19 protein-coding genes and 1 riboswitch are annotated in these 24159 nt (G+C 46.3%); of the genes, 14 read left to right on the top strand and 5 right to left on the bottom strand.

Translation table 11 applies throughout. The features are described 5' to 3' along the window. The first annotated feature begins 45 nt into the window (after positions 1–45). From lon to meaB, 7 genes are all read left to right on the top strand, one after another. The gene (gene lon / locus Q7Q81_RS00250; protein WP_304272765.1) at positions 46–2379 is read left to right on the top strand and encodes an endopeptidase La; all 2334 of its coding nucleotides are present in this window, start codon (positions 46–48) and stop codon (positions 2377–2379) included. Then, positions 2372–3022, top strand: a complete 651-nt coding sequence (gene yihA, locus Q7Q81_RS00245) for a ribosome biogenesis GTP-binding protein YihA/YsxC (RefSeq protein WP_009144836.1) — start codon at positions 2372–2374, stop codon at positions 3020–3022. The genes lon and yihA overlap by 8 nt, the downstream gene beginning before the upstream one ends. A gap of 5 nt (positions 3023–3027) precedes the next feature. Further along, positions 3028–4065 (top strand): AbrB family transcriptional regulator, encoded by a 1038-nt coding sequence (locus tag Q7Q81_RS00240; protein WP_304272762.1) that lies wholly within the window; start codon positions 3028–3030, stop codon positions 4063–4065. A 630-nt stretch (positions 4066–4695) separates the two neighbouring features. After that, positions 4696–4870: riboswitch (cobalamin riboswitch) on the top strand. Between the two features lie 398 nt (positions 4871–5268). Further along, on the top strand, positions 5269–5691 hold the full coding sequence (locus tag Q7Q81_RS00235) for a conserved domain protein (protein WP_009144834.1): 423 nt from the start codon (positions 5269–5271) through the stop codon (positions 5689–5691). 238 nt (positions 5692–5929) lie between these two features. Continuing rightward, a complete protein-coding gene (locus Q7Q81_RS00230) occupies positions 5930–8155 on the top strand; it encodes an acyl-CoA mutase large subunit family protein (protein ID WP_304272759.1) in 2226 nt (741 codons plus the stop codon). Then, positions 8155–10350 carry a methylmalonyl-CoA mutase gene (gene scpA, locus Q7Q81_RS00225; RefSeq protein ID WP_009144832.1) on the top strand — a complete coding sequence of 732 codons (2196 nt, stop codon included), beginning with the start codon at positions 8155–8157 and terminating at the stop codon, positions 10348–10350. Before Q7Q81_RS00230 ends, scpA begins: the two co-directional genes overlap by 1 nt. Before the next feature lie 10 nt (positions 10351–10360). Then, positions 10361–11536 carry a methylmalonyl Co-A mutase-associated GTPase MeaB gene (gene meaB, locus Q7Q81_RS00220; RefSeq protein WP_210684981.1) on the top strand — a complete coding sequence of 392 codons (1176 nt, stop codon included), beginning with the start codon at positions 10361–10363 and terminating at the stop codon, positions 11534–11536. Between the two features lie 796 nt (positions 11537–12332). Here the strand turns inward: meaB and Q7Q81_RS00215 are convergent. After that, positions 12333–13265, bottom strand: coding sequence for a LysR family transcriptional regulator (locus tag Q7Q81_RS00215; protein ID WP_304272756.1), 933 nt, complete (start codon positions 13263–13265; stop codon positions 12333–12335). A gap of 300 nt (positions 13266–13565) precedes the next feature. Between Q7Q81_RS00215 and Q7Q81_RS00210 the strand changes: the two genes are divergently transcribed. The 3 genes from Q7Q81_RS00210 (at position 13566) to Q7Q81_RS00200 (ending at position 15677) form a co-directional block, all read left to right on the top strand. Continuing rightward, complete coding sequence (locus Q7Q81_RS00210) at positions 13566–13745, top strand: hypothetical protein (protein WP_293724114.1); 180 nt, start codon at positions 13566–13568, stop codon at positions 13743–13745. A 440-nt stretch (positions 13746–14185) separates the two neighbouring features. Then, complete coding sequence (locus Q7Q81_RS00205) at positions 14186–14383, top strand: hypothetical protein (RefSeq protein WP_021720459.1); 198 nt, start codon at positions 14186–14188, stop codon at positions 14381–14383. 16 nt (positions 14384–14399) lie between these two features. After that, entirely contained in the window at positions 14400–15677 is a 1278-nt protein-coding gene (locus Q7Q81_RS00200; protein ID WP_021720458.1) for an SLC13 family permease, read from the top strand. A gap of 408 nt (positions 15678–16085) precedes the next feature. Here the strand turns inward: Q7Q81_RS00200 and Q7Q81_RS00195 are convergent, their stop codons facing one another. The 4 genes from Q7Q81_RS00195 to Q7Q81_RS00180 form a co-directional block, all read right to left on the bottom strand. After that, a complete protein-coding gene (locus Q7Q81_RS00195) occupies positions 16086–16415 on the bottom strand; it encodes a branched-chain amino acid transporter permease (protein WP_304272753.1) in 330 nt (109 codons plus the stop codon). Further along, positions 16412–17107, bottom strand: a complete 696-nt coding sequence (locus Q7Q81_RS00190) for an AzlC family ABC transporter permease (RefSeq protein WP_304272751.1) — start codon at positions 17105–17107, stop codon at positions 16412–16414. The genes Q7Q81_RS00195 and Q7Q81_RS00190 overlap by 4 nt, the downstream gene beginning before the upstream one ends. Before the next feature lie 73 nt (positions 17108–17180). After that, a complete protein-coding gene (locus tag Q7Q81_RS00185) occupies positions 17181–18248 on the bottom strand; it encodes a LacI family DNA-binding transcriptional regulator (RefSeq protein ID WP_304272748.1) in 1068 nt (355 codons plus the stop codon). Positions 18249–18296: 48 nt separating this feature from the next. After that, positions 18297–19025 carry a glycerophosphodiester phosphodiesterase gene (locus Q7Q81_RS00180; protein ID WP_304272746.1) on the bottom strand — a complete coding sequence of 243 codons (729 nt, stop codon included), beginning with the start codon at positions 19023–19025 and terminating at the stop codon, positions 18297–18299. Between the two features lie 249 nt (positions 19026–19274). Here Q7Q81_RS00180 and dctP point away from each other — a divergent pair, with 249 nt between their 5' ends. The 4 genes from dctP (at position 19275) to glpK (ending at position 24077) form a co-directional block, all read left to right on the top strand. Beyond that, positions 19275–20315, top strand: coding sequence for a C4-dicarboxylate TRAP transporter substrate-binding protein (gene dctP / locus Q7Q81_RS00175; RefSeq protein WP_210684974.1), 1041 nt, complete (start codon positions 19275–19277; stop codon positions 20313–20315). Positions 20316–20442: 127 nt separating this feature from the next. Further along, entirely contained in the window at positions 20443–20925 is a 483-nt protein-coding gene (locus Q7Q81_RS00170) for a TRAP transporter small permease (protein ID WP_304079214.1), read from the top strand. Beyond that, on the top strand, positions 20925–22202 hold the full coding sequence (locus Q7Q81_RS00165; RefSeq protein ID WP_210684972.1) for a TRAP transporter large permease: 1278 nt from the start codon (positions 20925–20927) through the stop codon (positions 22200–22202). Before Q7Q81_RS00170 ends, Q7Q81_RS00165 begins: the two co-directional genes overlap by 1 nt. A 372-nt stretch (positions 22203–22574) precedes the next feature. Further along, a complete protein-coding gene (gene glpK, locus Q7Q81_RS00160; RefSeq protein WP_304272743.1) occupies positions 22575–24077 on the top strand; it encodes a glycerol kinase GlpK in 1503 nt (500 codons plus the stop codon). The last annotated feature ends 82 nt before the right edge of the window (positions 24078–24159 follow it).

The following is a 24159-nucleotide window of genomic DNA, read 5'->3' as shown; positions in this document are numbered from 1 at the left end:
GCCGATAAATTTCTCTCTTGTTTTGGGAGCTTAAGGAGGGATTATATGGCTAATTTGATAATTACCAAGCCCCTGCTGGCTTTGAGGGGCGTTTTGATTTTTCCGGGCATGATTGCCAATTTGGACGTCGGCCGAGAAAAATCTATAGCTGCTATTGACGCAGCCGAAGCTACAGACAAGCAAATTATTCTGGTCGGGCAAAAACAGCCTGAGCAGGAAAATGTTGCTGCTGATGATTTATATGAATGGGGCGTTCTGGCTAATATCAAGCAAAAGCTGCAGCTTCCTAACGGCGCAGTGCGTTTGTTGGTAGAAGGCCTGGAGCGCGTACATGTACTGAATGCGGCAGAGGTTCATGAGAATGAGCAGGAGTTCTTTGTCGGTGAGGTAGAAGTAGTGCCTGCTGACGATGCTGTAGATGCAGAAGCAGAAGGCCTGCGCCGTCTGCTTCTGGATGCCTTTGAGCAATGGGTACTGCTTACGAAAAAGGTTAATCCTGATACGGTGCAGTCGCTTAAATCGCGTACTGATTTAAGCAAGGTGCCTGATATTATTGTCGGTTATCTGCCGCTGTCTTTGACCGAAAAGGAAGAGCTGTTGGAAATGGCGCCGCTGAAGTTGCGTCTGCGTAAATTATACGAGATTCTGGTGCGTGAGCAGGAAATTGCCGATGTAGCAAAAAATATTTCCGAACAGGTACACCAGCAGGTGGAGCAGAATCAGAAGGAATATTATCTGCGTGAACAGATTAAGGCTATCAGCAAGGAGCTTGGCGAAAACGAAGACGTACAGGCAGAAATCGCTGAGTACAAGGAGCAGATGTCCAAGCTGAAAATGCCGCAAAATGTAGCGGAAAAAATCAACAAGGAGCTGGGACGTCTGGCGAAAATGCCGCCGATGACGCCGGAGGGAGCGGTAATCCGCACCTATATTGATTCTTTGCTGGCATTGCCTTGGGGCAAATTCACTAAGGATAATTTTGATTTGGATAAGGCGCAGGCTGTTCTTGATAATGACCACTACGGCCTGAAGAAGGTTAAGGAGCGCATTCTGGAATATCTGGCAGTGCGTGCGTTGTCCAAAAGCACACGCGGACCGATTCTGTGTCTGGTAGGACCTCCGGGTGTAGGCAAAACAAGCTTGGCGAGCAGCATTGCCAAGGCTATTAAGCGTAAATTTACCCGCGTTTCTTTGGGCGGTGTGCGTGATGAAGCGGAAATCCGCGGTCATCGCCGTACCTATATCGGTTCTATGCCGGGCCGTATTATTCACGGTATGCAGACTTGCGGCTGCATGAACCCGGTATTCCTGTTGGACGAGATTGATAAAATGGCTTCTGATTTTCGCGGAGATCCGGCTTCAGCGCTTTTGGAGGTGCTTGATCCGGAGCAGAACAACAGCTTCAGTGATCACTTTATTGAATTCCCGTTTGATTTGTCGCATGTATTCTGGATTGTAACGGCAAATGCTGTAGATACTATTCCGCCGGCTCTGTTGGACCGTCTGGAGATTATCCAGCTGAGCAGCTATACTGACGAAGAAAAGGTTAAGATTGCTCAGCTGCATTTGCTGCCTAAGGAGCTGAAGCTGAACGGCCTGGAAAAATACAAGGTCAGCGTCAGCGAAAAGGCTATCCGCCGTGTAATTCACGACTATACCAGGGAAGCAGGCGTGCGTAATCTGGAACGCAAGCTGGCAGGTATCTGCCGCAAGGTTGCCTTCAAGATTGTCAAGGGCAAGGGTAAGGGTGCTCAGGTAACAGAAAAAAATCTGGAAAAATATCTGGGACCGGTTATTTATCTTGATGATGATATCAGTCTGAAATCCAGTGTTGGCGTTGCTAATGGTCTGGCGTGGACCAGCGTCGGCGGCGAGCTGTTGAAGGTAGAGGTGCTGGCGTTTAAGGGCAAAGGCAACCTCACGCTTACCGGTCAGCTGGGCGATGTAATGAAGGAGTCGGCTCAGGCTGGCTACACTTATATTCGCAGTCGCGCGGAAGCGCTGGGGATTGCCGCCAACTTTGGCGAAACGATGGATATCCATATCCACCTGCCTGAGGGCGCTGTGCCGAAGGACGGTCCGTCTGCCGGTGTAACTATGGTTACTGCCATGGTATCGGCGTTGACAGGTAAAAAGGTTAAAGGCAAGCTGGCGATGACCGGCGAAATTTCCCTGTCCGGCAAGGTATGGCCTGTCGGCGGTATTAAGGAAAAAATGCTGGCGGCTTATCGCTATGGCGTAAAGACAGTACTGCTGCCAAAGCGCAATATGCAGGATCTGGACGAGCTGCCGGAAAATATTCGCAAGGAAATGCAGTTTATACCTGTTGAGCATCTTGATGATGTTTTGAAGCTGGCATTGGAGGATAAAAATGAGTAAAGATAATTGGGATATTATCCGTGCTAAATATGTGGCCTCCGCAGTACGCGCAGACCAATATCCGCAGCCTGCTCTTATTGAGGCTGCCTTTATCGGCCGCAGTAATGTCGGCAAATCGTCGCTTATCAATTCACTCTGCCGCCGCAACGGCCTGGCACGCGTAAGCTCTACTCCCGGTAAAACTCAGACCATCAATTTTTACGAGCTGGAGGCTAAGCGCGTAGTTGAGGGTGAGGATGAAAGAGCCTCTTTTTATCTGGTAGATTTACCCGGTTATGGCTTTGCTAAAACAAACCATAATAATAAGGATCAATGGTCCGGCTTTATTAGCAAATATTTATCCGGCAGCGAAAACCTCGGTGTAGTCTGCCAGCTGATTGATATTCGCCATAAGCCTATGGACAGCGATATGGAATGCTTTAACTGGCTGCGCAGCTGCGGCCTGAAGGTACAGGTTGTACTGACAAAATCCGATAAGCTTTCTAAAAATGCGGCCATGTCTCAAAAGGCACTCTTTAAGCGTGAAATGGGCCTGAAGGAGCATGAGATTATCACTTATTCCTCCTCACAGCATACAATGCGCGGCGAGCTGATTGAACGCATTATGAATGCTTTATCCGCTAACGGTGTAGAGCAGGAGTAGAAGCTATGTTTTTAAACCGCTTATTGCTTTTTATCATGGCGCTTTGCCTGGGAAGTCTGTTGGTACGCATGCATCTGCCGATACCGTTTTTACTGGGCGGCTTGATGACTGCTCTGCTTTGCAAAACACTGACGCATCGCAGCGATGTGAGCTGGCCCAAGCAATGGCGCGAATATGCATTGATGGTTGCGGGCTACGGTATCGGTTCTACCTTTACCTCGGATACTTGGAATAACTTTTTGGCTGAGCTGGTTGGTGTAGCGGAAGCAACGATAGTTATTTTGGCTGCCAGTATTGCCTTGGCCTTTATTACGGCAAAGCTGGCGCGGGAAAACCTCAAAAGCTGCATTATGGGTATGCTTCCCGGAGGCATGACGCTGACGATGCTGCTTTGCGAGGACGACAAGGAGGTCAACCCCAACGTTGTCATGGTGATGCAAGTGCTGCGTCTGCTGGGCGTAGTTATTACTGTGCCGTTTCTTGTAATCTGGCTTTTGCATGCGCAGGTGACAGGCAGCAGCGTAGCATTGCCCAACCATGGCGGAGTACATTGGCTTGTTGTAGTGCCATTGTCTATATTGGGCAGCTTTATAGCAACGAAAATACATATGCCGACACCGAAACTGTTAGGACCGATTTTGGCGACGGCTGCATTTTCCGTCTTTGACGGCGGTGTGCAGCCTGTGCCTTTTTGGCTCATGGCAGCGGCGCAGGCCAGCATCGGTCTGTTTATGGGTATGCAGCTTGATGCGGACCGCATCGTAAAATCAGAAAAAATGGTGCCTTATATTCTTATCGGTACGGCGATACTCATTGTTGTGAGCATCGGTATGGCTAATGTGCTTTCCGCACGCTACGGCTTTTCGCTGGTAACGGCGTTCCTGGCGATGGCGCCGGGAGGTATAGCCGAAATGTCTTTAGCCGGTATGAGTATGGGTGAGAATGTTTCAATTATCCTGACCTATCAGCTGGTGCGAGTGTTGGTGATAAATATCTTTATCCCGCCGCTGCTGGCGTGGTGGTTTAAGGCTAAGCAGGCATAATTTTAGAGGATTGCAGAAAAATTTTTTATGATTTAAGAAAAATTTTTCTTGCAGTCCTCTTTGCTTTTGTTTGTAAAATCCTTGTAAAAGCGCATGGTGCAAGGCTTTGAAGCATTACAAACATTTATCGGGACATAAAAAGTCCATAGTGGACAAAAACGTCATAAGGTGTTATACTTAATGCATGTTAAGGCAAGACCTTAAAATAAAGCAGAAGGGATGATATAAAAATGACTTTTGAAAAATTTGTTGAAACTCTGTGCAACTTTAAATGGTATATGATTCACTGATTTCAGGAGGTGAGAATAATGCTGGAAAAATTTGTCAAAGCTCTGTATGAAATGAATTTTTACTTTATCCATTAACAGGTGGTATAAAAATGAAGATTGTTAAATCTTAAGAACGCTTGCAGCTGAAGCCGCAGGCGTTTTTTTGTTGCATGAAATCCGGATTTTGCCTGATATAACAGATTTTATTGTATTATATGTAAACGAAACACAAAGAACAGTTAATCAAAAATGGAGCTGGCAACACATGAGAACGTTCTATACATGCAACAGAAAGGCAAAAATAAATATCCGCGAAAAAGGTTGACAATATAAATAGTAACTGCTATAATTAAGACAACAAGTTGATATTGATATTACAGGTGCGAAAGCTCAATAGAGAAGCCGGTGAAAGTCCGGCACGGTCCCGCCGCTGTGACGTGGAGCGTGTTTTGTTTATACCACTGGAGGGGTCCTCTGGGAAGGTGAAACACGTGAAGAAGCGAAGCCAGAAGAACTGCCTGTAAGATGCATCGTCGTTTGACCTGCGAGAGACGGGGAGAGATGTCGTAGAGCTGTAGTATAGGTTTGTGCACCTAGTAGCTTTTGATATTTCGCCGTTTTTCAAAAGTCCCGCCCGTATTGGGTGAAGGATTCTTTTTGAGAAACGGTTTTCTGTTTCTTATGCCATTGAAGGTCACGTGATGGCTGTGACCTTTTGGAGAGTGGCCGGGCCATCGATGTTATCTGTCATACTTGTCCGCGATACTGGACATATCGTGTTTTTCAAATCCCATTCTCAAATTTTTCTTTTAGCTGAGAACATTTCCTTTCTCCTCTCAAGTACGACAGCGTAGGGGTGCGCTGTCGTGCTGACAATCCAGCCATCACAAATGTGGTGGCTTTATTTTTTGCTGTTTAAAGGGAGGTTATTGATATGAAAGAATTATATTTGGCAGGCAAAATTGCTGAACTGCTTGCGGCCTTTGAAGGTATGAAAGGCGTTGAAGAAGTTGTTGCCGGACGTGCTAAAGCCAGCGGTGAGCTGGAAGTAAAGTGCGTACGTGTGCAATATAACCCCAAAAAGACAGATATCTGCGAGCTTTTGAAAAAATACTTTAATGAAGGTGTAAATCCCTATATCATCGCAGAAGATCCTTTGGAACAGGCTGCTGTTATTTACAAGGCTGCCGAAGATGTTCCGCAGATTGAATACTATGCCCGTTTTATGCAGAACCGCGGCGCAGAGCCGGGTGCTGCTTTAGGCAACATGATTCTTAATGATACTATGCCTGAAGAAAACGAGCTGCGCAGAGTTCAGATTAATTACGGACGTCTGCAGGAGTTCTTGGCAGATTAAACTGCCTGTTATTTTGTTATATACGGCCTGGACAACCGTGACCGTGTATATAAATGCTGTTTGCTTCTTAAAATCTATCCAAGCAAGGATGCGGCACATGTCCCCTGATGACCGGGTGAGAGCGGTCGGATAGCAGCTGCATCAGCAGACGAGATTGGCTGGAGGTGATATGCGTTTCAGCTTGGTGCTGTGAGCTTTTTCACAGTAATGATTAAATTATTAAAGGAGGATTATTTGAATGGCTGATGAACAACAAAAAACTGCAGCAGTCGTTGATGGCGAAAGACCGTTGACAGACAAAGAACTGGAAGCCATGTTGCGTAAGTCAGAGAAAGTAACCGAATTCCCGGAGGTAACTTTTGATGAATTTACCGAACCCACCTGGGATGAATGGGTGGAGGCATGTAATGCACTGTTGAAGGGCAAACCCTTTGACAAGATCATGTATACCAAAAACTACGAGGGCATTACCTTTGACCCGATTTATACTCGTAAAGGCACTGATGCAATTCTGCCGACCAACGATTATCCCGGTATGGGCGATTTCCTGCGCGGCGCAACTGTTAACGGTTATGTACACGAGCCCTGGGGCATTGCACAAGCTTGCGATGAAACCCTGCCGGCTGAAAACAACGAGCTGCTGAAGGAAGAAATTTCCAAGGGCTCCACTGTTTACAATATCAAACTGGATACTGCAACCAAAAACGGCGTAGACGTTAAAGATGCAGAAAAACCCGGCGATATTGGCGTGAACGTTACTACTGTTGAAGATATGAGCGTTCTGCTGAATGGTCTGAAACTTGACAAATATCCTATTATGATGTACACCGGTGCCGGCGCTAAAAACCTGCTGGCTCTGACTGTTGCTGCTCTGAAGGGTGCCGGTCATGATGTTAAAACCATGCGCGGTGTTATCGGCGGCGACCCGATCGGCGAGTTGGTAAAAACCGGTAAAACAGAAACTTCTCTGGATGCTTTGTATGATGAAATGGCTGAAACCATTAAATTTGCTAAAGCTAATACTCCGGAGCTGCGCACTGTTTTCATCAACAGTGATGCTTACACCGATGGCGGTGCGGAAGCAGTACAAGAGGTTGCTTACACCTTCGCTACTGCTGTTGAATATGTACGTCAAATGCAAAAACGCGGTGTTGAACTGCATGACATTGCTAACTCCCTGTACTTCTGCTTCAACCAAGGTGCTAACTTCTTCATGGAAATCGCAAAACTGCGTTCCCTGCGTATGATTTGGGCAGCTATTATGGAAGCATTCGGTGCTGAAGAAGCAGACCGTGCTATTAAAGTTCATGGCCGTTGCGCTCGCTTCACCAAAACCGTTGTTGACCCGTATGTAAACATGCTGCGTAACTGCACCCAAACCTTCTCCAGCGTTGTAGGCGGCGTTTGCACTTATGACAACCCGCCGTTTGACGAGCTGATCCGTAAAGGCGACGTATTCTCCCGTCGTATCGCTCGTAACCTGCATGTAATGCTGCAAGAAGAATTTGGTATGCTGAGCCCGATTGATGCTGCCGGCGGTTCCTGGGGCGTTGAAACCCTGACCAAGCAGATCACCGAAAAAATCTGGGCTGAGTTCCAAAAGGTTGAGGAAATGGGCGGCATCATTAAAGCTCTGGAAGCCGGCTATCCGCAAGCACAAGTTGCTGACGTTCTGGCTAAGCGCTTCAAAGCTCTGGAAATGCGCAGCGACCGTGCTGTTGGCGTAAACATGTACCCGAACATGACCGAAGAACCGCTGGAGCGCCGCGAAGAGGACACTCCGAAACTGAAGAAAGAACGCGAAGCTGCTGTTGCTGCTTACGTTGCTGACATCGACACCAACTACCTGGCCGGCAAGCTGGCTGCTGTTGAAACTGTTGAAGGCGCAATCGAAGCATTCAGCAATGGTGCTACTATCGGCCAGGTTGCTGCTGCATCCTGCAAGGCTGAAGCTCCGGAAACCGTTGAAGCAATCGCTGCTCATCACTGGACCGAGCGCTATGAAGCACTGCGTTTCGAAACTGAAGACTATGTTAAGAAAACCGGCAAAAATGTTGAAGTATTCCTGTGCAACATGGGACCGATTCCTCAACATAAAGCTCGTGCCGACTTCTCCACCTCTTTCCTGCAGGTTGGTGAATTCAACGTTCATCTGAACGATGGTTTCCAAGACGGCGAAGATGGCGATCAATACGAAAAATGCCTCAAAGCTTTCAAAGAAGGCGACTACGATGTTGCAGTTATCTGCTCCACCGATGCTACCTATCCGGAAATCGTTCCGAAACTGGCTCCGATGATTAAAGCAGCTATGAAACCGTCCGCTACTCTGTTCCTGGCCGGCGCTGCTCCGAAAGACATGGAACAAGTTTACAAAGATGCTGGCGTTGACGATTTCATCAGCGTAAAAGCTAACTGCTTCCAAACTCTGAAGATGCTGCAAAAGAAGAAAGGGATGATTGAATAATGAGCATTAATCCGGATTTCACTAAAGTAGCCCTTCCTGATCATCCTTCTTGTTCTTATGACGAATGGAAGAAAAATCTGGAAGAAAAAATGGGCGAAAATTATGATGCCCTTTATGATACTACCTTGGAACGTATTCCTAAAGCTCCGCTGTACACCAAGGATATCTATGATAAATGTAACCATTTGGACTTCATGAGCGGTATTCCTCCGTTCCTGCGTGGTCCTTACTCCACAATGTATGTATTCCGTCCGTGGACTGTACGTCAATATGCAGGTTTCTCCACTGCGGAAGAATCCAACGCATTCTATCGTCGTAACCTGGCTGCAGGCCAAAAAGGTCTGTCCATCGCGTTCGACTTGCCGACTCACCGCGGCTATGACGCTGATAACCCGCGTGTAGTTGGTGACGTTGGTAAAGCAGGCGTATCTGTTTGCTCCATGCTCGATATGAACATCCTGTTCTCCGGTATTCCTCTGGATCAGATGTCCGTATCCATGACCATGAACGGCGCAGTACTGCCTGTACTGGCATTCTTCATCGTATCCGGTGAAGAACAAGGCGTTGATAAATCTATCATGGCTGGTACCATTCAGAACGATATTCTGAAAGAGTTCATGGTACGTAACACCTACATTTATCCGCCTGCTATGTCCATGCGTATCATCGGTGATATTTTCGAATATACCACCAAATATATGCCTAAATTCAACAGTATTTCCATTTCCGGTTACCATATTCAAGAGTGCGGTGCAACCTGCGACCTTGAATTAGGCTACACTCTGGCCGATGGTATGGAATATATCCGTACCGGTGAAGCTGCAGGCCTGCCTGTAGACGCATTCGCAAAACGTCTGTCCTTCTTCTGGGATATGGGCAAAAACTACTTCATGGAAGTTGCTAAAATGCGTGCTGCTCGTGTTCTGTGGGCTAAGATTCTTAAGAGCTTCGGCGCTAAGAACCCGAAATCCATGGCACTGCGTACTCACAGCCAGACTTCCGGCTGGTCTCTGACCGAACAGGATCCGTTCAACAACATCTCCCGTACTTGTATGGAAGCTATGTCTGCTGCTCTGGGCCATACCCAATCCCTGCATACAAACGCATTGGACGAAGCTATCGCACTGCCGACCGACTTCTCCGCTCGTCTTGCTCGTAACACCCAGCTGTACATCCAGGATGAAACCAAAGTCTGCAAGATTATCGATCCGTGGGGCGGTTCCTACTATGTTGAATACCTCACCAACGAAATCATTCGCCGTGCTTGGGCTCATATCCAGGAAGTTGAAGCACTCGGTGGTATGGCAAAAGCTATTGCAACCGGCCTGCCGAAGATGCGTATCGAAGAGTGCGCAGCTCGTCGTCAAGCTAACATCGATAGCGGTAAAGAAACCATCGTTGGCCTGAACAAATATCGTCTGGCTAAGGAAGATCCTCTGAACGTACTGTCCATCGATAACACCGCTGTACGTAACGCTCAGATTAAACGTCTGGAAAAACTGAGAGCAGAACGCGACAACGACGCTGTTGCACGCGATCTGGAAGCTATTACCCGCGCAGCAGAAACCCGTGACAACGGCAACCTGCTGGAAATGGCTGTACAAGCTGCTCGCGACCGTGCTTCCCTCGGTGAAATTTCTGACGCAGTTGAAAAAGTATCCGGTCGTTTCAATGCTGTAATCCACACTGTATCCGGTGTATACTCCAGTGAATTCAGCGGCAACGATGACATGGAAAAAGCTACCAAACTGGCTGATGAGTTTGAAAAACTTGAAGGCCGTCGTCCTCGTATCTTCCTGGCTAAAATGGGCCAAGACGGTCATGACCGCGGACAAAAAGTTCTGGCAACCTCCTTCGCTGATATGGGCTGGACCGTCGACGTTGGTCCTCTGTTCCAGACTCCGGAAGAATCTGCACAAGACGCTGTAGATAACGACGTTGATATGGTTGGCTTCTCTTCTCTGGCTGCAGGTCATAAAACCTTGCTGCCGGCAATCGTTGAAGAACTGAAGAAACGTGGCCGTGAAGATATCATGGTATGTATCGGCGGCGTAATTCCTGCACAGGATTACGACTACCTGTATGAACATGGTGCAGCAGGCATCTTTGGACCTGGTACCAACATTCCTAAGTGCTGCATCCAATTACTGCAAATGTTGGTTGACCGTGCAAAAGCTGAACACGCTGAAGACTGAGGTGATATAAATGCCTGAAACTGGTGAAAAAGATATTAGGCCGAGTTGGGTACCCCTGAAAAAAGATCCTAACTTTGCCTGCTCTGTAATGGGCGGGATTGACAGTGCCGTAAACGCTGTCAGCGAGGAGAAGTATAACCCTGTGGATAAAATTAGGAAATTCCCCTTGAGGAAAAAGCCTAGTCCGGAAGAGTTAATAAAAGGAGTCAGTGAAGGCGATCGTAAAACCTTATCTCAAGCTATTACTCTTATAGAAAGCAATGCACCGAGGGATTTTGATAAAGCACAGCGTGTCCTGCAGGCTCTTCTGCCGCGTACAGGCAAAGCTTTGCGCATCGGCATTTCCGGTGTACCGGGTGCCGGCAAAAGTACCTTTATCGAGTCCTTTGGTCAGATGCTGTGTCATCAGGGCTACAAGGTCGCAGTTCTTGCTGTCGATCCTACAAGCTCTATTACCGGTGGCTCTATTTTGGGTGATAAAACGCGTATGCAGATGTTATCGCGTGAACCTAATTGCTTTATTCGTCCGTCCCCTGCAAAGGGTACCTTGGGCGGCGTTGCCCGTAAAAGCCGTGAAACCATGCTGCTTTGCGAGGCTGCAGGCTGTGACGTTATCTTAGTAGAAACCGTAGGTGTAGGCCAGTCCGAAATCACCGTCCGTTCGATGGTTGACTTCTTTATGCTGGTAGTACTGACCGGTGCCGGTGATGATCTGCAAGGCATCAAGAAAGGCATCATGGAGGTTGCCGACGCTATCGTTGTCAACAAAGCCGATGGTGACAATCTGCCGAAAGCTATCGTTACCCAGGGTGAGTATGAGCGTATGATTGAATTCATCCGTCCTGCTACCGAAGGCTGGAAAACTCACGCTTACAGATGCTCTGCTTTGACTAAGGAAGGCCTGCTTGAGCTTTGGGCAGTAATGCGCAAGTTCGAAAAGGTTACCAAGGAATGCGGTTCCTTCGACAAACGTCGTAAATCGCAGACTATTTCTTGGGTTAACAGCATGATTGACGAGCATTTACATAACCTGTTCTTTGAAGACCCGATGATTAAAGGACGCTTACCGGCAGTAATGGAAGCAGCTGTTAATGGCGTGGTATCCCCAAGTCAGGCTGTTACCGAACTGATTAACGCCTTTGATATTGATCGTGCTTCAATGAGGCATCGCAATCAAAACAAATAAAGTCCGGCAAGAAAGCACCCTGTGGTGATTTTTGACCGGCAAGCTAAAGGCTGTCATTGATGAAGCTTCATCGGTGACAGCCTTTTTGTTTTTATAATGGCTTATAGATACTGCAAAACATTAATATAAAAGTGTAAAAACACAATGTAAAACAAAGCGGGGCGTGAGAATTTTTAACCTAAAAAGAGTAAGAGATGCTAATTCTTTTATTGTCAACAAATAAGTACCTCTTTAGTGATATAAGTTCTTACAATATTTTTTTCGAGAACTTTTTCGCTAAAGTCTTGACATTCTTAATCGGACTTAGTATAATTAAAAGCAACAAATCAATATTTCGTATAAAGCACTAATTGGTGAAAATCCACACGGTCCCGCCGCTGTAACAGGCTTGCCTGGAGTCAGCAAAGTACTTTGTACAAGCATATGCTTGACCTGCGAGCGACAGGAGAAGATGTTAACAGACAAGATACTGTTTATGTGAGAGTGGCAGCTATCTTAATTGTGCGCATTAACCGTCTTTGCTTGCAAAGACGGTTTTTTTCAACTATCAAATGTGGGTCGAAATATTGATTTCCCAAACATTAGAACAAACTAAGCAAATCGGACAATTTGCTGTTCTGTTACGTAAAGATTTTTCAAATTCTCCTTCTCCTCCAATTTTATCGTGTGTAGCTTGTTACAGGGGTGTGGCAATGCAACAATAAAAAAACCGCCGGGTAAGGCGGCTTTTTTATTGCTTTCGCAAGGAAAGATAAGCTTAGTATAATAAAAAAACCGCCGTGAGGCGGTTTTTGTTTTATAAAGAAGAATTCTTCAGAACATCGTCCAGATTGCATACCTGCTGTGAATTACGTGTCTTGGAATAGAATTTGAGGAAATGCTGGGCAACGACGGAAAGCGGTCTGTCCTTAACCTTTACTACGGTCTTGTAAACGTCGGCCTTGATGTCGGATATAGGACGGGTGATAAACTCTTCACCAAGGTCCTCTCCAGACTCTACAGGCACGATAGAAACTGCTGCCTTGACGCGTGTCCATTCCAAAGTAGTGCTGCGGGTTGTGCTGGTGCAGGTGATACGCGGCACGATGGAGGCTTGAGCACAGGCCTTGAGGAAGATTTCAGAGCAGCCGGAGCTGATGCTCAGAGGTACATCCTCTAATTCCTTAAGGGTGACAACCTTTTTGCTGTCATCCAGAAAAACAGAGTTTTTATGGAAAACGGCTGTCAGTTCTTCATCGCGACGGAAGAGAACCTCAAAGTTATCCTGATGCTCTACCGGTACGCTCAAAATTCCCAGTTCGGTAATACCGTTAAGCATTTGCTGTGTCTGTTCGTTTATGCTTGCTTCAAACAGCTCACATTTGATATTAGGATAAAGAGCACAGAAATCCTTGAGGGAGGATTTGATGAATAAAGCACTGCGGGAGTTGGCAATGCTGAAACGCAGCGTACCTACAACACCGCCCATGATGTTTTCGATTTCGCTTTTGGCAAGATCCTCCAAAGCACACATGTACTTTGCTTTTTGATAGAGGACGCGTCCTGCCTCGGTCAGGAGAATCTGACGGCTGCCGCGGGTGGTAATTATCAGCTTGGTGCCGAAATAGTTTTCCAGGGCACGCAGCTGCTTGCTGAGGGCCGGCTGAGCGATATGTACGTAATCAGCCGCACCGGTAAAACTACCGGCTTCGATAATTGCCAAAAAGTTTCTGTAATTGTCTAATTCCATGTTTTGCAGACCTCCAACTAATACTAAACTTATGTAAAATAGAAACAGTAATAGATTCTAAATATAGGTATAATATAATTAGTTTATCATATTGCTAGTGTATTTTCAAGAATTACAACGATTAAGGCTATTATAGAACAGAAGAAAGCTAAAAAGCAATAATAAAATGTCATATCTATAATTCCTATTAGCTATTTTTCTTATTAAGCAATATCTGTTATACTAAATGCGTATAAAGCAGAGGCCTTATACAGAGCAAATTGACAAATTGACTTATTCAAAGCAAAGGAGAGAACAATCATGGCTGAAACAAAAATGGCAGTCGAAAAAGAAATCGGTTTATTCGCACACCTGTGCCGTCAACGCAACGGTGCAGCAAAAGTATTCCCGCATTGTGGTGAAAAAGGCTTTGCCTTCAGCAGAAGAGTACAGGGCTTCAAACTGAGCGAAGCATCCCTGAAAGCATTAAAAAGAGGTTAAGAAGAAAGATGAGCTTTGTACTGAACTATCTCAAAGAGTTGGACAGAGAATACTATAGTAAATGGTTTAAGAATATTTTGCTTTAAGCTTTAAACAGCAGTATTATATATGCCAGTCCGCGAGCGATGACGTTATAGCCTACCTCCTTGTACGTCGTTGGCAGACTGGCTTTTTGTTTGCCTAAAATATTCCTGACGGATATATGAATAATGCTACATAGGTATTTTTATTCCGGCGATAATTGTCGTATAATATAAAACTGCCTGCTATAAAAAACAAGTGGAAATTAGTTTCAAAATACATTTAATTACTTTCTAAAATATACTTAATTCATATAACTTCTATTCCAACTAGGTATTTTTATTATTTTGGAATATGTTGTATAATCTCTAACAGTGAAAGGCACTCTCCAAAAAGAACAAGAAAGGAGCTGATAAGTTTTGGACATTGCACTTATCATGAATGATGAAAAAGAAGATTCTAAGATTCGGGAGTACCTGAAACAGGTAGACAAGAAGTTTTACTATCGAGCTATCGAGAACAGGAAAAAGGAAGGTAAAGTCTTCCCGCATCGAGGCGAAGATGGCAAGCTCTTTGTAAACACTTTTCAATATGTAAACCTATTTAAGAAGAAATAAGTGGAGGGAAATTTTTATGACACCAGCAATTAAATGCTTGATTTTGTTAGCAGTAGTTGCACTGTTATTCGTTACCGAAATGATTCCGCTGGCAATGACCGCGGTTCTGGCTGCTATAGCCTGCAGTGCATTGGGCCTGGTTCCTGAGAACCAAATCTTCCTTGGCCTGGCAGATTCTACTGTAGTTCTTTTTGGCGGTATGTTCGTCGTTGGCGCTGCAATGTTTTACACCGGCCTCGCTCAAAAGGTTGGCGGCGCTGTAGTAAAGCTGTTTGGTACCAATGAAAACAGCCTGATGTTTGGTCTTATGGTTATTGCAGCTGTTATGTCTGCGTTCTTGTCTAACACCGGTACCACCGCTTGCCTGATTCCTGTAGTTATGGGTATCTGCGCACAAGCAAAGCTTTCCGCTTCCCGTCAGCTGATGCCGTTGGCTTTCGCTGCCGGCCTTGGCGGTACCTGCACCCTGATTGGTACCCCGCCGAACATTCTGGCAAACGTTGCTCTGAAAGCAGCTGGTATGCCGGAGCTGCAATTTGGCTTCTTTGAATATGCCTACATCGGTATTCCTATTACTGTTGCCGGCATCGTTTACATGATGTTCCTTGGCAAATACATCCTGCCGGAAGCTAAAACCGACGAGGTTGCAGATGTAGAGCAAGAGATTGATGCTACTAACACTACTCCTAAAAAACAGATGATCTGTGGTATCATCATGGTTGGCGTTATTGGTTCTATGGCAACCAGCATCGTTCCTCTGGAACTGGCTGCTGTTGTCGGAGCGGTACTGTGCGTACTGACAGGCTGCATCACTGAAAAACAAGCCTATAACTCCATCGATTGGATTACCATCTTCCTGTTTGCAGGCATGATTCCTGTTGCAACAGCTATGAACACCAGCGGCGCTGGCAAGCTGATTGCTGAATTCACCGTAAGCCTGATGGGCGGTAACCCGTCTCCGTACCTGGTAACTGCAGTACTCTTCGGTCTGGCAGTTGTCCTGACTCAGTTTATGAGCAACACCGCTTCTAAAGCTCTGCTGTGCCCGGTTGGCATCGCACTGTCCGCACAAATGGGTGCATCTCCGAAAGCTGTACTGATGGCAATCCTGATTGCTTCCAGCTGTGCATTCGCTTCTCCGGTAGGTACTCCTCCGAACACCCTGGTACTTGGCCCTGGCAAGTACAAATTCATGGATTATGTTAAATGCGGCGGCGGTCTGGTAGCAGTCAGCATGATTGTTGCAATCATCGTTATTCCTATCGTATGGCCGTTCTTCCCGACTGCAGCATAATTAACTAAAGACTCAGGTCTTACCACCTTTCTTAAAATGTCTGCAACGCTCCCAAATGGGAGCGGTCAGCAGACGCAAATTGGATAGAGAACAATTTATTATAGACGGGGCGGAAGCTGCCCTGACGCACAAAGCTTCAAAGATGCTTACAATTACAAATTCCTTCTTTCTGTATATATTTGCTTAGGGGACATTGGCAGTATATATAGGATATAAATGAAAAGACTACCCTTCGTCATGTTGGACAGAGCATGGCGGAGGGTAGTTTTAATTTTGTACGGCAGATAAAAAACATTCCCCTATACTATATATAATAGTAGAAAATTAATTTACCATTATATATATGGGGAATATTATCTTCCGTATTACAGCTTTGCTGATATCTTTGTGCTTGCTTTCGAACATTCTTTACGCAAACACATATTGCACCAGCAGCATATAGCCTATAGTGCCTGCTGCTATCGTCAGCAGCAGATTACGCAGGGTTGCCTGCAATATGACTATCAGCGCTACGGCTATGGCTTCAGGCAGGCCGTGACTGCCGGTCATAATTTGCGTATCCTTGAGGGAGTAGACCACAAGCATGCCCATAACGGCCGCAGGCAGCATTTTGCCTAAAAACGCTACTAATGGCGGCGTTTTTTTGTTGGCCGGAAACAGGATGAAGGGCAGAAAGCGCGTCAGCATAGTGCCTGCGACAACGGCGGCAATGGTTATGATTTGTTCGGTAAAGGTCATAATTTAATGCCTCCTTTGTAATATGCTGTGATAAATACCAGCAGCAGAAGCAGCATAGCCGGCGGAATAAAGCTTTGCGGACCGATGAGCACCAGGCAAAGCAACGGAATGACAATGCCTAAAACAGCAGGAGTGTGATTTTCTGTCGATTGCCATTGGCTGACGAAAATTGCCGTGAAGAGGGCGACGAGGGCAAAATCCAGGCCTTTGGTATTGATTTGCAGACTGTTGCCTAAAAGACCGCCGATGGTTGCGCCCGCTACCCAGTAGATTTGGTTCAGCAGATTTACGCAGACCATAAAGCAGCCCTTGTCGATGCCTTCGGGGATAACTGTATTACAGTTGATGGCAAAGGATTCGTCGCACATACCGAAAATCAGATAAAATTTTTTCAGACCGGTATTCTTATATTTTTCCAGCATGCTCAGACCGTAGAACAGATGGCGAGAGTTAATCATTAGTGCCATAAAAAAGCAGTACAAAGGATTGAAGGGACTAAGCAGCATTGTGACCAGAACGAATTCCATGCTGCCGGCAAAGACGAGAGCACTGGTAAAAAACGGATACCAGAGAGAAAAGCCCTTGCTGCAGATATAAAAGCCGTAGGAGATGCCTAAAAAAAGAAACGCTGCGCAAATTGGCAGCGTTAGTGGAAAAGCAGCTTTGAGTGCTTTGCTATATTTGTTGTTCATAATGAAAACCTGCACAATTCTTTAATTCATAGAAACTATGTAGGCTTTATTGTACAGTATCCTGCGGTAATTGTCAACGCATGGGAGCAGTGCCGCTGCTGGAGCGGGCAACAAGACGACATTTGTATTCTACATGGGTAATAGGCTCAAATTTGCCGTGGTGCTCGTAGCTGGCTATTTCCTCCTGCAGCAGCTTGAAGGCACTTTTGCCGCACTCTGTCAGCGAGTTGTCGATAGTTGTAAGGCTGATGCCGCGAAGATGCGAGGGGAAGATGTTGTCGAAACCGCAAAGGCTGATATCCTCGGGAATCTTCAGGCCTCTGTCGATAATAGCATTATATGCACCATAGGCAACCATATCATTGATAGCGACCATGGCTGTTGTTTCCGGCGCTGCTTCAAGACAGCGTTTCGCAAGCTCATAGCCTGTACTGTATTCTACTTCAACGTGCGAAAGCTCATAGTCAGAAGTAATCTCTTGAGTGAAGAGGGAAAGCTTGGCACCTGCTGTCTTGCAGGCATCCTCCAGACCCTGATAGCGACGCACACGTGAGGTGTGCTGGTCATTGAGCGTTGTAGAAAGATAGGCAACCTGCTTATGTCCCAAATCCGTAAGATGCTTGCCGATGAGCTGGCCTGCAGTAAAGTTGTTCATGTCAACAGTAGCCAGCTCCAGATCACTGCGTCTGTCACCGATGGCAACAACGGGCAGATATTTGCTGAGCTTGTACGCCAGCTGCGGCTGTTGGGGGATCATGGCAAAGATGACACCGGCAACATTGAATTTGCGAGCCTGCTCCATGATAAATTTTTCTGTATCCGTATCCCAATAGGTGGTGCGGACGGAGGTGACAAAGCCCTGCTTACGGGCAGCGATTTCAATACCCTGGATAATAGTAGTATAGAAAGGATTAAATAATGAAGGACAGATAATAATGATTAGTGTATCTGAGGGCCTGACGAGGGCGTAGGCTTTTTCCTTGCTGCTTTTGTAGCCGAGCTCGGTAGCGATAGCGTAGACCTGCTCAACAGTTTCCGCGTTGAAGCGGTCAATACTGCGCCTGTTGAGAATCATCGATACGCTGGCAGGCGAAAGACCTGCCTTGGCAGCAATATCCTTCAGGGTAACCTTCTTAGGCATAAACACAATCCTTTCTGATTTAATTATGTATCGGGTGGCTGATATAAATTATCTGCCTAAAACCTTTGCGGCAATGTCAGGATAATTGGTAATCAGAACGTCAACACCGGCATCAACCAGCTCCTGCATCATTTCAGCATCGTTAGGAGTCCATGCCTGCAGAGCGATGTTGTGCGCGTGCAGATCAGCAGCAACGCCTTCCTTAGCACAGAAATAGGTGCGGGCGTTAACACTTGCAGCGCCTTGGGAAGCAGCGTATTCACCGATGTTCATCAGCCAGGTGTCGGTTAAAAGACCGTATTTTGCTTCCGGCATCAGTTTTTTGATTCTGGCAACAGTGTAATGGTTGAAGGAAGAATACCAGATCTGGTCTTCCAGACCGAATTCCTTGACCATAGCAATGAGCTTTTCTTCAATGCCTTCATATTCAAAATAGCTGGTTTTGAGCTCGATATTGGTAATCAGCTTGGTGGTTTTCAGCCAAGTGAAATATTCGCGTAATGTAGGAATGGTTTGGCGAGGGAAGAAGCCTTTGACATTAACGCCTACAGAAAGCATTTTCAGCTCTTCCAGGGTATGGTCCTTCAGCCAGCCGCTGCCGTTAGTGGTGCGGTCAAGCATTTCGTCATGCATGATAACGATTTCACCATCTTTGGTGAGCTGGATATCCAGTTCAATGCCGTCAACAACAGTTTCTTCTGCTACCTTTTGGAAAGCAAGCATAGTATTTTCAGGATAATAGCCGCTGAAGCCGCGGTGCGCAAAAATTTGAACCATTTCTATTCCTCCTTGAAATTTTCAACAATGTTCAACACTATCTTAGCATAAGATAAGCAAAAAAACAAGTGGGACATAATAAGACCAATAGGGATAAAAAACGGCCAAAAGCTAGACTGTAAGTAGATTTGCTAAATATGCGTAAAATTATTGACAATTCTGTGTCACTCTGTTAATATGGTATCAGATTCAAAACGGGAATCTCTATTACAACAAATTTCAACAAAATTCAACAAGGGATTTAGGAGGATGAACATGAAAAAGATCGTAGCTCTTCTGTTAATGTCTGTTATGATGTTGGCGCTGACCGGTTGCGGCGGTTCTGACAAAAAGGATGAAAAGGCAGCAGGTTCTGACAAAAAGGTTGTTTTGAAGCTGAGCCATGTATTTTCTCCCGATGAGCAGCTGTACAAATCCATGGAATTGGTTGCTGAACGTATTAACAAGAAAACCAATGGCCGTGTAGAAATTCAATGCTTTGGTCAAAACCAGCTGGCTTGCTACAAGGATGGTCTGGAGCAGGTTGCTAACGGTGCTAACTTTATTTCTGTGGAAGACCCGTCTTATCTGGGCGACTATGTACCTGATTTCAAACCTTTGGTTGGTCCGATGCTGTATCAATCCTATGACGAATATGAGAAGATGATTGAAACTCCGTTGGTTAAGGATATGGAAAAGAAAGCTGAAGAAAAAGGTATTAAGGTTCTGGCTCTGGACTACATCTTCGGCTTCCGTAATGTTATGACCAACAAAGTTATCACCAAACCGGAAGATATGAAAGGTCTGAAACTGCGTACTCCCGGCAGCAAGCTGTTCATTGACACCATCAATGCTATGGGCGCTACCGCTACCAGCCTGCCGTTCTCCGAAACTCTGTCCGGTGTTTCCCAAGGCGTTGTAGATGGTTTGGAAGGCTCTGAATTCACCAACATCGGCACCAAATGCTATGAGCACGTTAAAAACGTAGCTACAACCAAGCATTTCTTGGGCACCTGCGGCGTATACATTTCCACCAAAGTATTCAACAGCCTGTCTCCGGAAGATCAGAAGATTGTAGCTGAAGAATTTGCTTACGGCGGTAAAGAAATGACCAAGATTTCCACCGAATCCTATAACAAGGTTTATAAGGAACTGGAAAGCAAGGGCGTAAAATTCAACGATGTTGACCATGCTGCTTTCGAAAAAGCTACCGAGCCTGTATTCAAACAGATGGAAGAAAAAGAAGGCGCAACTCCTGGTATCTATGAAAAGCTGAAAGCTGAGCTGGCAAAAATCCGCGCTGCAAAATAAGCTGTAGATTTTTTCAACATTACTAAACAGTTATAATGAAACACTAAGGAGCTACCACGCTGCATGCATGCGGCGTGACAGCTCCTTCCTTTGCATAAGTATTACTATAAAAAATGGAGGTAAAATTTTGGGTAAAAACCTGAGCTTTGTGCTAAATAATCTGGAAGATTTAGTTGCTGCATTTTTCATCAGCATTACTACTATCCTTGTTGTCATCAATATTGTTCTGCGTTATGTTTTTAACTCCGGCCTTGTTTGGTCTGAAGAGGTTGCTACCGGCTGCTTTGTCTGGTCGGTATTCATCGGCGCTGTTGCCGTATTCAAGCATCGCGGTCACGTTGGCGTTGATATCATCGTTAAAAGAATGCCCCAAGGTATGCAGAAGGCTATCGGCCTGATTACCGACATTATTCTTGTAGCGCTCAACGGCTACATGTCTTATCTTTCTATTATCTATATTTCCAAATCCTATACGAAAATGACCCCGGTACTGGGTATTTCTTCTGTTTATATCAGTTCTTCCGTACTGATTGCGTTTGTACTCATGACCGTGTATTCTATTAAATTTGTTTGGCAGGATGTTACCGGTTCCGGAAAGGAGGAAAAATAATGGCTTATTTGCCCGTCATCATCGTTTTTGTGCTTTATTTTTCCAGTATTCCAATCGCTTATGCCCTGTTCGGTGCAACGATTTCTTACTTTACCTTTTTGGATGCGACTTCTCCTGCGCATCTGGTATTCCAACGTATTATTACCAGCACGCAGTCCTTCCCGCTGCTGGCAATTCCCTTCTTTATTATGGCAGGCTCCATCATGAACTATGCCGGTATCAGCGATAAGCTGATGAAATTTACCGACGTACTCATGGGTCATATGACCGGCGGTCTGGCTCAGGTTAACGTACTGCTCAGCCTGTTGATGGGTGGCGTTTCCGGCAGTGCTAACGCTGACGCTGCTATGCAGAGTAAAATGCTTGTTCCGGAAATGGAAAAGCGCGGTTACGGCAGAGCCTTCAGTGCCGCTGTAACAGCTGCGTCCTCTGCGAGCACGCCTGTAATTCCTCCCGGAATTAACCTGATTATTTATGCACTGATTGCCAGCGTATCCGTAACCAAAATGTTTATGGCAGGCTATGTGCCCGGCATTCTCATGGCAGTATCTATGATGATTGTTGTTGCCATTGTTTCCAAAAAGCGTGGCTATAAGCCTTCACGTGAAAAGGCTGCTACCTTCGGTGAAATTATGACTCAGCTTAAGGAATCTATCTGGGCGCTGCTTTTCCCGTTCGGTATTATTGCCGGCCTGCGCATGGGTATGTTCACTCCGTCCGAGGCAGGCGCTGTAGCTGTAGTTTACTGCATCCTGGTAGGCGCCTTCATCTATAAGGAGCTGAAGTGGGAATACGCATGGCCGATTATGAAGGAAACTATTTACGGTACCAGCTCTGTTGTACTGATTATCGTAGCAGCTTCTTTCTTTGGCTATTATCTGAACTGGGAGCGTATTCCGCAGCATATCACCTCCGCAATGCTTGACTTTACCCGCAATCCGTACATGATGCTGATGCTGGTAAATATCCTGCTGCTGATTCTTGGTATGTTCTTGGAGGGTGGCGCCGCACTGATTATTCTGGCTCCGCTGCTTGTTCCTGTTGTAACCAAACTGGGTGTAGACCCTGTACACTTCGGTATTATCTGTATTGTTAATATTATGATCGGCGGTCTGACGCCACCGTTCGGTTCGATGATGTTTACGGTTTGTGCTATAACGGAAACGCCGCTCGGCGAATTCTTCAAGGAGGTTTGGCCGTTTATCGTAGCGTTGTTAGTAGCATTACTTATTGTCACCTATGTGCCGGGGTTGGTAATGTTCTTGCCTAATTTATGAGACGTGCGATAAGGCACCGTATACTTCATCAGGATTCCTAGACGTACTAAAAGTACGCCGTCGTCACCCTTCTTCGTCTCCGTCACCTTCTCCCACGTCTTTGGCGAAGGTTTGCGGACGTGCGATAAGGCAGCGTATACTTAGCCAGGATTCCTAGATGTACTGGAAATGCCGTCGTCACCCTTCTTCGTCTCCGTCACCTTCTCCCACGTCTTTGGCGAAGGTTTGCGGACGTGCGATAAGGCGCCGTATACATCATCAGGATTCCCAATCACATATAATTAAATATGCTTTTTCAGGAGCTGCTACGAAAGTGGCGGCTCCTTATGTTTTGTGTTATACTTAAAAATATCAAGGAAAGGTCGTGAAAGCATGAAAAATAAATATATCATGGCACTGGATTTGGGAACTACCAGCTGCCGTTGTATTTTGTTTGACAAGCATGGAGAAATCTGCAGCGTAGCACAAAAGGAGTTTACGCAGTATTATCCGCAGGCAGGCTGGGTGGAGCACGATGCCGAGGAAATCTGGGCTACCCAGGTAGGCCTGATGTACGAGGCAATGAGCAAGCTGAATGTTACTCCGGCTGATATTGCCGGCATCGGTATTACGAATCAGCGCGAAACTACCGTAGTGTGGGACAAGAACACCGGTCGTCCTATCTGCAAGGCGATTGTCTGGCAGTGCCGTCGTACCGCAGAATACTGTGATCTGCTGAAAATCCGTGGCTATGCCAATATGTTCCGTGAAAAGACAGGCCTGGTTCTGGATGCTTATTTCTCCGGTACCAAGCTGCACTGGATTCTGGAAAACGTACCTCATGCACGCGAGCGTGCGGAAGCAGGCCAGCTGCTGTTCGGTACTATTGACAGCTGGATTATCTGGAAGCTGACCGGCGGTAAGGTTCATGTTACGGATTATTCCAATGCTTCGCGTACATTGATGTTTAATATTCATACTCTGCAGTGGGATGACGAAATCCTGACTGTTTTGGGCATTCCGCGCCAAATGCTGCCGGAGGTTAAGCCCTCCAGTTGCATATACGGCTCCACCGATGCCAAGCTGTTTGAGGCATCGATTCCTATTGCCGGCGCTGCAGGTGATCAGCAATGTGCGCTGTTCGGACAGACCTGCTTTGCACCCGGCGAAGCAAAAAATACCTACGGTACGGGCGGCTTTATGCTGATGAATACCGGCGAAAAGCCTGTAGACAGCAAAAACGGTCTTGTTACAACTATCGCCTGGGGTGTAGACGGCAAGGTAGAATATGCGCTTGAAGGCTCTATTTTCGTTGCCGGTGCTGCTATCCAATGGCTGCGTGATGAGCTGGGCCTTATTCGCAATGCTGCCGAATCCGAAGCTATGGCGAAATCTGTGCCCGATTCCAACGGCTGCTACATGGTTCCTGCTTTTGTAGGCTTGGGTGCGCCGCATTGGAACCAATATGCGCGCGGTGCGATTGTCGGCCTGACGCGCGGTGTTAACCGTAATCATATTGTGCGTGCAACGCTCGAAGCCATTGCTTATCAGGTGTACGATGTACTGAAGGCTATGGAGGAGGACAGCGGTATTAAGCTGAGCTCGCTGCAGGTTGATGGCGGTGCCTGTGCCAACAGCTTCCTGATGCAGACGCAGGCGGACATCATCAATGTTAAAGTGGAACGCCCGAGCTGCATTGAAACAACGGCTATGGGCGCTGCTTATCTTGCAGGTCTGGCAGTAGGCTATTGGGATGACAAGGAAATGATTAAGGGCAATCACGTTATTGAGCAGACGTTTACGCCTGCTATGGATGAAGAAACGCGTAATCATCTGCTGCGCGGCTGGCACAGGGCTGTGCGTGCGTCCTGCATTAAGCTGCATCCGGAAGATTAAACTGAATATAAAAATACAGCAAAAAGCCTTGCAGTTTGGACTTACTGCAAGGCTTTTCTGCTTTTTGATGAGTTGAGTGTTT

The sequence above is a fragment of the Phascolarctobacterium succinatutens genome, from assembly GCF_958453765.1.
In the GTDB taxonomy this organism is placed as follows: Bacteria; Bacillota; Negativicutes; order Acidaminococcales; family Acidaminococcaceae; genus Phascolarctobacterium_A; species Phascolarctobacterium_A succinatutens_B.
The sequence above is the reverse complement of the archived record's forward strand: the minus strand, read 5'-3'. Positions and strand labels throughout refer to the sequence as shown.

Bases quoted from the DNA above. Each gene is read 5' to 3' on its own strand.
- meaB (WP_210684981.1), top strand. From the start codon at position 10,361: ATGCCTGAAACTGGTGAAAAAGATATTAGGCCGAGTTGGGTACCCCTG.
- scpA (WP_009144832.1), top strand. From the start codon at position 8,155: ATGAGCATTAATCCGGATTTCACTAAAGTAGCCCTTCCTGATCATCCT.
- Q7Q81_RS00230 (WP_304272759.1), top strand. From the start codon at position 5,930: ATGGCTGATGAACAACAAAAAACTGCAGCAGTCGTTGATGGCGAAAGA.
- yihA (WP_009144836.1), top strand. From the start codon at position 2,372: ATGAGTAAAGATAATTGGGATATTATCCGTGCTAAATATGTGGCCTCC.
- Q7Q81_RS00185 (WP_304272748.1), bottom strand. From the start codon at position 18,248: ATGCCTAAGAAGGTTACCCTGAAGGATATTGCTGCCAAGGCAGGTCTT.
- Q7Q81_RS00215 (WP_304272756.1), bottom strand. From the start codon at position 13,265: ATGGAATTAGACAATTACAGAAACTTTTTGGCAATTATCGAAGCCGGT.
- Q7Q81_RS00165 (WP_210684972.1), top strand. From the start codon at position 20,925: ATGGCTTATTTGCCCGTCATCATCGTTTTTGTGCTTTATTTTTCCAGT.
- Q7Q81_RS00195 (WP_304272753.1), bottom strand. From the start codon at position 16,415: ATGACCTTTACCGAACAAATCATAACCATTGCCGCCGTTGTCGCAGGC.
- Q7Q81_RS00210 (WP_293724114.1), top strand. From the start codon at position 13,566: ATGGCTGAAACAAAAATGGCAGTCGAAAAAGAAATCGGTTTATTCGCA.
- Q7Q81_RS00200 (WP_021720458.1), top strand. From the start codon at position 14,400: ATGACACCAGCAATTAAATGCTTGATTTTGTTAGCAGTAGTTGCACTG.
- Q7Q81_RS00240 (WP_304272762.1), top strand. From the start codon at position 3,028: ATGTTTTTAAACCGCTTATTGCTTTTTATCATGGCGCTTTGCCTGGGA.
- Q7Q81_RS00180 (WP_304272746.1), bottom strand. From the start codon at position 19,025: ATGGTTCAAATTTTTGCGCACCGCGGCTTCAGCGGCTATTATCCTGAA.
- lon (WP_304272765.1), top strand. From the start codon at position 46: ATGGCTAATTTGATAATTACCAAGCCCCTGCTGGCTTTGAGGGGCGTT.
- Q7Q81_RS00235 (WP_009144834.1), top strand. From the start codon at position 5,269: ATGAAAGAATTATATTTGGCAGGCAAAATTGCTGAACTGCTTGCGGCC.
- dctP (WP_210684974.1), top strand. From the start codon at position 19,275: ATGAACATGAAAAAGATCGTAGCTCTTCTGTTAATGTCTGTTATGATG.
- glpK (WP_304272743.1), top strand. From the start codon at position 22,575: ATGAAAAATAAATATATCATGGCACTGGATTTGGGAACTACCAGCTGC.
- Q7Q81_RS00190 (WP_304272751.1), bottom strand. From the start codon at position 17,107: ATGAACAACAAATATAGCAAAGCACTCAAAGCTGCTTTTCCACTAACG.